Origin of the sequence: Endozoicomonas sp. ISHI1 (assembly GCF_024606225.1) — a bacterium.
In the GTDB taxonomy this organism is placed as follows: Bacteria; Pseudomonadota; Gammaproteobacteria; order Pseudomonadales; family Endozoicomonadaceae; genus Endozoicomonas_A.
In genome coordinates, this window is record NZ_JAGRPU010000042.1 from 37,231 (window position 1) to 48,096 (window position 10,866).

At 48.9% G+C, this 10,866-nt stretch carries 1 protein-coding gene (only partly in view); it reads right to left on the minus strand.

Going from position 1 to position 10,866, the window contains the following annotated elements; all coding sequences use genetic code 11:
• Positions 1–10,837: the beginning of a TcdA/TcdB catalytic glycosyltransferase domain-containing protein gene (locus KBW69_RS19635; protein WP_257281964.1), read on the minus strand. 17,219 nt of this gene lie to the left of the window's left edge; 10,837 of the gene's 28,056 nt are visible here — the first part of the coding sequence; it begins with the start codon at positions 10,835–10,837; its stop codon lies off the left edge, out of view.
• Between the last annotated feature and the right edge of the window lie 29 nt (positions 10,838–10,866).

The following is a 10,866-nucleotide window of genomic DNA, read 5'->3' on the forward strand; positions in this document are numbered from 1 at the left end:
GGTAATCCAACAGGTCGATAAACAGCAATTTTAACCTGGCTTCCAGCTGCTGTTTGGGCGCCTTCCATTCTCTGCCCAACCCTTCAGCCTCAGATCCTATTTTGGACAGCTCATCGACCGTTTCCTGCATCAACGAAGTAAAAGCTTGCCAACCGGAATCCCGGATAGCTGACTTGAGTTGGGTGGCATCCAAATCAGAGATGACCGTCATTAAAAAATCAGCGGTACCCAGCCTCAATAATCCTTCAAGATTAGTGATCGGTGAGTTTTTAACACCCAGTTTCCCTCTTAAAAAGTCTTCGGTTGAACTGTCTAATGCCTGCTTGAACAAATGAATGGTAAACATGGACTTCAGTAAATCAGAATTCAGATTCAGTCTTTCTGAAATGACAAAGGCCTTATACTGGCACCACTGAAAAAATTGCCTTAAGAAACTTCTTTTGCTTGGGGCAATAAGAGAACCAATCCAGGATGTTATATCCCCAATCCCACTGAGATCGACCCCAATGTTGACCTGAACATGATAGCGTAGTGGCTTCTTCCCTCTTGCCTTGGGCAATAATGAGATTTTATTATTTTCATATTGAGGATTGTTGATTAGCCTGAACTTTTTTAAATCATCTTTTGGATCATTTTCAAGTAGCTCGTTATTATAAGCTTGAACGAAATCGCTTACGGTAATACCACTCTCAGGTATTTTTGCTAAACCAGAGTGCAATATATTGGTAGCACGAAATAAAGCTGAGGATTCACTTAGATAATCCCGGAGAGGTTTTGGTCCGGTAACGATTTCAATGACAGAGCCATGCCTGGCTGAATCAGTAGTCAGGGCCAAATCATGATAATCAGGGCTAACACGTTCATCAGAAGTGAATTTAGTGTACGCCAGGTCTACTCTCGATTCAGTATCCACACTTGTGAGAGAGTACTCTATTTCAAGACCGATCTGTCCTTTATAAGTGTCTACAGGGATAGCTGGAGCTTTTATGTTTTCTGGTAATTTTTTAATGTCAAGTTCATCCAGAATGCTTTTCCGAATGGTTTCAGAATCCCTGCTGACGCCTTTCAACAGATTTGCTGCAACAATATACCGAGCCATCAGGCTTGATAAAGTGTGATATTGTTGAGCCAGAATTTTGCCTTCGGTGAAATACTGGCTTGGGTCAATTTTCAGGACACAACCGGTATTTTTGACCAGAACCGGCTCCGGCGCAGTTATGCTGGATGAACCGGGAGGAGTTATGACCAGTAGTAGCCGGACAGAGTTAGGTATTTTGACCTGGTCGAAGCCTGTGCCGACGGAGCTATCAATAACGCCCCGGTTCACCAGAGTCTGGAGATCGCCAAAGGTCTGGTTTTGCCCTTCCTTCAACGCCTCGGAAAAAGCCTTGAACTCAGGGGTGGTTCTGAGCCATCGAAGTGTTCTGATAATATCACTGTGCAACAAAAACAGGTCTTTTGAAGGAACATTGTTTTCCATAACATATTTGATAAACCGGCCAGAAAACAGGATCGCGATCTTTGACGCCGAGCCTTTATCGCCATAGGAACCCGGTGCCACTTCGCTAATAATTCCGGGACTGTTCTTCTTTATTCCTTTGTTATAGACGTCCAGGTAATGAGAAGAAATTGTGCCAGTGTACGGAGTTTTGTCTGGCGGGTTTTCCATATCACCCAGATCTGACAATAAACTGTCCTTGACTTCGGCGGGTAAACCAGTGCTGGTTATTCGATTTTTCAACAACTGGTAATCCGATTGCTGCAGCTGCAGCGCAGACCGCAGTTCTGAATCCAGCATCTGTTTCCAGAAATCTGTGTGTAGCTCAACCAGGCCCTGTGCAAAATTACCAACAGCGGTCCCCGGCTCCGCTTCGAGAGAACGAAAAACGTTTCTGACCGGAACGGCCAGACGCTTTTCCTGAAACAATACGCCCAGTGCCTGCCGGAAATCATCCACAGAACCCTGGGCAAACTTAAGCTCACGGTTATCACTATAAACAACGATCGTCTTATAAAGTGGATCGCTGTCTTCGGGCACCTGCCGTAGTTTCAGAACGTTATCAAAACCGTAATCACCATCAGGATCATTATGGAAATCCGTTTGCCATATCTCCATAGCCCTGACGATTTCAGCTGCGGTTGCTACCGATGCTCGCAGTTTCAGGAGCAGAGCCAGCCCGTAAGATTGGGCCATTACCCGGCCCAGACGGGAGGCAGACGAATTTTGTCGTACATCCGATAGTCCAAGCTCGATGATGACAGGCTTCTTTCCCCACAATTGCCCAACAGTCAGCCAGCTGTCTGCGATCAGCCGATCGCGTTCCGGGCGAATATGAATGCCCGGAATTTCTGATTCAAAATCATTCTCTATCTGCCATTTGTGCCAAGCTATGAGGCTATCGATGAATTCATTAGGTCCGTCGAGATAATCAAGCACAACTTCAATTTTTTCAGGCAGTCCATCGAGTTGCACCAGCTCGCGCAGCTGAGAGCGATAGGCACTGTCCTTGATGGTCGAGAAAAGAAATGGCGAACGAGCCCCAAGAATGGTTTGCCGGGAATTATGGCGATCTTCGTCGAAGGACAGGGAAGGGTCCAGGCTAACCCGGCGTTCAAAGCTTTCCGGAGGCGGAAACCTGACGACAATGGTGTTGTCGTCGTCGGGGAACCGGACAGATAATTCTGCAATCAGGAGCCTCTGCTGGAGATCTGGTTCACCCAGCTTTTCCAGGGTGATCGCTTCGCTGCGCATCAGACGGAACAACAGTTTTTGCATCAGGCTTCGGGCAGACTTAGACTCCGTGTCGATGTCATTTATTTCAGTGGCCAGTGTGACCACATCAGCCAGCGCCAGTCGGGCTATTTTTTCTTCGAGGCGCGGCTCTATCAGTGAAGGTACGTGATGAGAATAGGCCAGCTCAATCGTACTGATCAGCGTCAGGGCATTACGCTGATCCAGCGGAGCTGAGGACTGAAGCATAAACAGGATGTTGCGCAGATTATCCGAAAAAGCCGCGCTGTTACTCTCTGGCACGTCCAGCAAAACATAAGTTCCACCCGAAGGATCAGCGACAACAGGCAGGTATTTGTTGTGTTTGTCACCATCAAAAGCTTTTCCGCTAAAAGCCAGAGACGCAGGATCAGTAAAACTGACAGTGCCATCCGGTTGGCGTTTCAGCCTTATGTTAACCCCAAGCGAAAGTGTGTATTGAAGCAAACTTCTCTGTTCACTCCTTTTTATGGCGTTCAGTCTCGTTACTTTTTTTTCTGCCAGAGAGTGACCCAATAAGTCTCTCAGATTCCTGACATACTGCTGGCCCAATTCGGAAAAGTCATTTTTTAACTGTTGGGCATGGAGGGCAAACAGGTCGTCTTTTCCCAATACAGAAACCAGCAGGTCAGAGCCGGAGACCCGGAATGGGTCTATGTCGTTGCCACCGGGTGCCACAATGTCCTGCAAAGATCCAAGCAGCAGGCGGGTAAACAGTGTTGCCATGGCGTCGGATGGCGGGTTTGCGACTTCCTGTGCCAGCTGATACCCCGCCTGTTGGGTCCGGAAAAAATTCTTTTGCGCAAAGCGATCGCCATAGGCCAGCAGACCAACCCCCGACAACGGATCCCCGATTGAGTCTGCACGGACAAAGGCGCTCATATGAAGCGCTCTTGGTGCCCCGGCCTGTGCAGAAGGCAGTTCGGCATCGGCCACCGGCAACGGCATCAACCGGTAAGGGGAAAAGTCATCACCGGTGAGTTGTTGCAGCCGACGGTTGTATTGCTCAATCAGTTCGGAGAGTGGCAGCCTGTTATCTTTTTCACTAAGCGTATTAAGCAGTAAATTTCTGGCCTGGTCGAAAGCATCTTTATCCTTGATACCCAGACGCATGTAATCCCTGAAGGGGGGCAAAGCGGGCAAATTCCGGAGTTTTTTCACCAGTCCTTCTTCAACCGGAAGATGACGGGCTATTAACTGCCCCTGTTCATCCTTTTCAAGCACCAGTTTGACGCGGTGGTCTGACTGTGACCACAGGACATTGCCCTCAGCGGGCAGGGTGCCGGTCCATTTGCGGCCAAAGCCATCCACCATCACTATGGCATTACGGACAGTGATTCGTTTTGTCCGGATTTCACCAAAGAGTTTTCTGGCGAAATCTTCTACAGGGTAATGCTCACCGATGGCGTTGGTGCCGCAGCCCAGGACACTGATGGTGTGGACAAACCGACCGCCGGTTACGCGCTTGAGCACATCGGCCAGTTGCTCAACTGTTTTCCCGGTCAGGACAAACTTGTCGGAACCGGTCTTTTGATCTTGAATTTTTCTACCATGGCCAACAATAATAAGTCGTGTGTCGTCTTTAAGAAAGTTGGCCTGCAATGTCTTAAGATTGATGTTATTGCCTGTTTCCGGATCAATCAAAGTGCCATCAGGCTCCAGTCGCATCAGTCGGCTGAAATCGGGCTGGTATTTATTCTTCAGGTATAAGCTGGCTTTGGCTTGATTCCCGGTGTTACCCAGCTGGAGAATAATCTGGTTTTTGTAACGGCTGTCTTGCTCAGCGTTCAGGGCATAACGCACAGTTTTATCAGAATCGGCGAGCCAGCTACTGGACTGTTGATCCGTATCCGTACTCACTAAATCAATCTTTGCTAATGGATTAATTTGCGTGAAATAGGATTTTTTTTGGTCATCAGAAAGATCCTCCCCTGAATAAAAATCAGTGAAATATTTCTTGATGACCTCACTAATCAAATTTGGCCCTGATAATGCTAGCGTCGATCCGGATCCATACAGTATTCCATCATTTCGATAGCTAATTAAATAACCGGCGGTGTTTTTACTGATTCCCAATTCATTGGCCACTGATTTTATCGTTTCAGTGATATCGGAACTATAAAGTTTTAATGGTTTATCTATATCTAAACGTTCAATCAGCTCATGGCGCTTAATCATTTCTCGCTTGATTGAAACGAGAACTTCACTGTCTCGTGGCGCGATAATCAAACTATTCCTGGGTTTGATGACTTCATCAAATATTAAGGTCAATTCTGCTGAACCAGGAATAGCCTTGAGCGACTTTGGAAAAACGAAACGAGGCTCTTTTTTGTAATGAGCTATGGCTTCTTTAACCGCCTTAATATAATCAGGGTATTTTTTCTGTAAATTGTCATATGCCCTCTGTACTTCCGGTTTGGGTGCCCCCTTGGAAAAGAGTTGTTCCGGCCCTGGCTCACCAAAATACTCCATAAGCATATGATTAACTAAAGACTTCCCTGCACCTGTAAGCGAAATATCTGTCGGAGTTTCAATGCTTTTAAGCATGTCCCTATTATAAAAAGGCAGTGAGTCGACATCCAGATAGACGCCCCCTCCTGTGTTTTCTCTGGCAAGTATTTCCACTCTCACCAAATCCGATGCTGCCGCTAAAATTCCCCTCAAACCAAGTTCTTTCTCGTACCACTTTTTTAGACTAATCTTGTCGTTTGCCTGCCAAAGTGTATTGATATCTGCCAACTTGAATCCCCCGGACTCGGGATTACCCTGAAGTTTAGCCACCTCATTGGCGAACTCCCTGAATTGCTTCAGGCTTTCTTCTTGTATTTTCTCTAATTCGCTTTGATCCATACCCAAATGGTTGACTAAAAACACCTTTGCCATGTCGTCGAAGGTTTTGCCCCGGGCGATGCCTTTTTTTATAGTGTTATAGGCCAGATCTTGTAGATGATGTAAACGTGCCAAAAATTCTTTTTTGCTACGTTCTTTTGTCTGTATTGTTTCGGGTATTTTCTCAGCGGCAACAGCCTTATATACTTGTCGGGCAAGAAACAGTGCTAAAATCGCTTGCGGATCATGCCAAAGGGTCAGGGGCCAGTCGGAAACCTGTGAAACCCAGATCTTGATATACCTTTTGACATTGTCGTTGAGACTGCCAATCCAGACAGCATGAAGCTCTTTAGGTACCTCGACCAGAGCATCGTGCAGGTACTCGTTTATTGTGGCGGCCAGGTGGGCGGCTACGGATCTTCCTCCGGTAAGAGTTCCGGGCAGGTTTTGCTGCATGCTATAGACAAGGAAGTATTTTTCAAGGGCGGTTCCCTTACGGCGAAGTGGGTCAAATTGAGCGATTTTCCTTTCCAGCGCGGCAACGTCATTCGAGCTTATCACACCCTGCAGATGTGGCTTCAGACTGCGCTCGAATATTTCCGGGGTTGGCACCAGATCATCGGGATTGACGGGCCCCAGCAACCCGCTGTTCTCTGACAACACAGCGGGCAGCTGACGGAGTCCGGTGGCACCTTCAGTCAACCTGTCTTTTTCGGACATGCGCTCGACGGTGGTATCGCCGTTACTCATGCGAAGCGCTTTCAGCTGGTCAGAGCTGTCGGCGACTGACCATGTCACCAGCCCTGTGTCAGAGAGCAGGCCAACCCACAGACGCCCCCAGATATCGACTCTCAACAGACCGTCACGGGCGGTCACTGTCCGGGTTTTTGTCGCTTTCAGGATGTCTTTCAGGTATTGGCTAACAAGCCCGTTGTGATCGATACCTGAGCCTATCAGGTTAACCGTTTTAACCGGGGTATTACCGATCAATTCATTGATTTTTGTTGACAGGTCTGGTGCACTTTGCCCGCTCAGGGTAAATTCCCCGTTTTCGGATTCACCCAGGCCTACCACATGAATTCGGCTATCATCGTCCAGCAGTTTGCCAATATCGGCATGGTTGACCTTGGCGCCGGTCTCGCCATCTGACCAATCATCGTTGTCAATGACCAGCCAACGAATTGACTGATCAGTTTGTTGATGATTTTTATATTTGCGAAACAGGTAACGGCTGGCCTTGCTGATAGGGTTATCATCGCCAGTCTCCATTTGGAGAACCAGTTGATGACTGTATTGGCTTTTGCTCTGCGGATCCGTTTTTATATAGCTTGTGACATCTTTTTCGTGCACCCAGATAGCTACTGCCTCGCTGGAAGAGGAAAAGCGTTTCCCGAGAGACAATTCAAGAGTATCAAGCAACGCTCGGTAGCCTCGACTCCAATCTACTGCAATCTTGCTTTCCTGCAGTGCTTCATCGCCATTCAGTATTTCATAGCCTTCCGCAAGCTTCCATATACCTCCGTATCGATAAAAAGCCAATGGCGGGGAACGAAATCTTTGTTTGGTTAAAGATGTTTTTGTATCCAGGGCGGCTTTCCAATCTGTCACCTCAGATAATTTAAATTGATCAATCTTCTGGTGATCTGATAAAAGGCTGTTTTGGACCATCTTCATGGTCAGGTCGCCCTGTGATGCTGCGAAAAATAAACCTGGATTGCTTTCCAATGTCAGGTCAATCTCACCGGGAATAATTTTAACTTTTCCCAGAGGGTCAAACAGTTGCGAGGGATCGGCACTCGCCACACGCTGCTCAGTCTTGCTCTTTAACGGGGTGTATTGTTCACCGAACCAGGTGAGATCGTCTGAAACCCATTGTTCTATGGCAGGATCCAGGTCATCAGGAAGGAATTTGCCAAGCTTTTGGATGACCAGCTGGGTCTGTACTGCCTTTACCCTGTCCCAATCCGTTTCGCTGACATCTGAATAATCAATATCCTTGAAAAGATCCTCATGAATGGCTGGCGAAATGAGCGTATCAGAATAAACACCTCCGAGAGTGCCAATCACTCTGCTTTTCACCAGTGCAATGGCTGCAGGTTTATTACCACGCAGGCCCAGCTCCCTGAGATAGTACTTTCTGGCCTCCTGACCCTCTTCCCCATAGGTACTGGTCCAGACCTCATTAATATCTTTGAAGGAAAACTTCGCACTTGGGTAAGAAGACTTTATCTGCTGTGTAAATTGCCGGTAAGATTCCAGCATTTGGGCTTTTTTACCGTCAATGTCCGTCTTATGTTTGAGGTGTTCTACCAGAAAGTCCTTCACCGACTGATCAAACGGCTGGCCCTCTGTCATTTTTGACTCTATGGCTTTCCAAGCCTCATCTTGTAACCTCATGAGTCCTTTCAGTAAATCCAATTCAAAATCAGACGGATTACCGGGACCGGGTTTATTGGTTAATTCACTGGTCACTGCTTCTTTGAGGGCTTCCCCAAGCAGAGAGGCAAGCATTGCCTGCGGGTCATACCAGAGGTTTATTTGTAAATCGGAGTTTGAGTTCGCCGCAATCCATAACCGGACACTATTCAGATCCCTGACCGTTGGGCCAACGCTGACAAAATGCAGTGTTTCAGGGATAGATTTCATGCTGATTTTAAACCAGCTCCGGATGTCTGTAGCCAGTTTCGCAAATTTTTCGCTGGTTTCCAGCGGGTGATGGCCGATCAGGGTGTTGAGTTTGTCGTAGACCTCCAGTACTGAAGTAAAGGTTGATGGAGTAATCTTATAGCGAAAGCTATCAAGCTTCATAAAAGACATGAGCAGGTCATGAAAACGTGCGTTCAGGTCTCCGTTCATGGCGAGTTGATAGCGTAATAACGGCGCAAATTCCTTACGGAAGGTTCTGGAGTCAGGAATCAGTCGGTCGATTAATTTCGAGTCTGAACCTTCAGCAGGATCAGAATCAGCACGGCGAACCCTGTGTCTTGCCGCCGGTTTGGGCATTTCGGGATACCAGGGCAGTGAGGGCGGCTGAAGACGGTCATCTGTTGGCATACTGCCAATGGAATTCAGTTGCAGACGATAGGTGCCACTCCCGTCAGGCTCTGCTGTCAGTTCCAGGTGACGCCCCAGGGCACCATACCCGCTCACCGCCAGACGCACGGATTGGTTGCTGTCTGTCACTGTCGTTTGATTAAACCTTACCTGTACGGGCAGGGTTTCTTTGACCATCACCTGACGGGGGTCTACTACGGGTAACGGTTTTCTGTCCTGTCCCGGATAATGCTTTGGCAAACCAAGGTCAGTACGAATCCGGTTTTTGATTGCGTTGGCATCCTCTTGCGGCGCTATGCCAAGTGCCAGCTGTAATGCCTTCTGTAACTGGTAAAAGAATGGAATACAGGCTGACAGCCACCCGGAACCGAAGGGAATGTCTCCCCGGCCCGGATCAAAATGAATGAGCGTGAAGGTGCCGTTATTGAGGGTCTGGTTAACGGGCGCAATGTCTGTCCGGTTACCCGGAGCATGGTCATGGACAGTGTCATTTTCCACACCATGACGAATGGGTAGATAGGTCAGTGGGCCGGAATCACTGCCGGGGAATGCGCCATCGTGACCGGGGATTATCAGGCTGACATAGTCTCCGGGAATCGTTCTGTTGCGTTCACCGTTGGGGATTTTCAGTAAACCACGGTCGTGTATATCGCCCAGGGTGTCGGGTCTTATCGGAGTCGTTGTGTTGCCCAGCTGTCTCCGGAACTCGTCGGTATTGTTCACCCGGCGCCTGAAAAGATCGCTGGCGTCCACCAGTTGGCGCAGGTCACTGGCGAGGGTCTGGTTAGTGGCATCGGCCAGGTAGTCCGGCGTCAGGTAAACCCCTATCCGGTCATCCAGGGCTGTGAGGGTAAAGAACCTGCCCCGGACGCTGCTGGTGGCGTTGTCAGGGAGCGGCGTTTGCAGCTCGGTCAGACCATCGTATTCATCCTGTTGTACCGTGTCATTTTTTTTCAGTTGCCGAAGGTTTGTCAGGACCGGATTGCTGGAGTCTCTGGCGGTCAGCCAGTCCAGGCTGTTATCAAGAGCTCTGCGGAAAAACCATTGTTCACTGCGCAATGGTTGTTTGTCGTAAACTGTTTTGATGGCTTTGAGCAAATCCGCCATTTCCCCGGCTGTACGGTTACTCTCTGTCAAAGGTTGCTGCTTTCTCATAACGCGGGTAAGCGCTGGGGCCAGCCCATCGTTTTGATAAAGTTCGTGAACAGCATCCACAAAGTCTTCCGCAGTGCCACCCCGTTTCCTGAGATTATGGCGTTGGCCTGTCACTAATATCTGGTAAAGATCACCTGATTGTTTTGGCCATTGCCGGGCCTGATAACGTTCATCCAGCCCATAATACGGTTGCAGCACTTCCAGCTTGTTGTCAGTGATCCCCCAGAGCTGCTCGATACCGGCCACAGCCAGGGTATTGTTCTCAAGAGTCTTTCGCCATACAGGCACCAGCAAGGCCGAGAGTCCGTGGGCCAGAGCCTCGTCAGAGTGTCGGGAAAAATCCGCCGCTCCCAGACGAACCAGGGGCAGACTGCCGTTTGTGAAGGTCGCGTCACTGTCAAGGAATGATCTTTCGGGTTCTGCCTTGATAACAGGGATCTTGAGGTCCGGTTCTGCCGGGTCACTGGCGACCTGAAGTCCGTGCAGAAAGGCCAGCAACTGCTCGTTAAAACCACCGTACAGAAACAGTCCGGCCAATTTCTCAAGGTCAAAAACCAGCCGCCGGAGAGTCTGTGCCGGACTCTGGTAACCGAGCGAATGATAGCCTTCGACGTCAAGGGTGATGTCAACCAGCTGCAGTGGCGGAGCCGCGTCTCCTTGGGGGTATACCCTGACACCTATTTCTGATCCCTGAACGTAGGTACGGTAACCTTTGCCAAAAGCGGGAAAGGCCGACATTGTCTCGTTGATGCGTAAAAGGGGCGCAACGGGAGTGAAGGCAAAATAATCATTGGGCACTGGCCCGGTGACATTGCCCGATGAAGGGGTTGCTTCGCTCGTGAAATTGCCTGATGACGGGATTGCTTCGCTTGTGATATTGCCTGATGAGGGGGTTACTTCGGTTTTGAGCCTGGCAAGCGTTTGTCCAAGGTGGTTTCTGGAATGCCAGTGATAAGCCTGGAGTCTGGCACTCAGCGGGGTAGGGGGCTTGTCAGGAGGTTGTGGGTCATTGAACAGGCCGGGAAGCAAAGTCTTCAGCCTATGGTGTGAAACCGGAG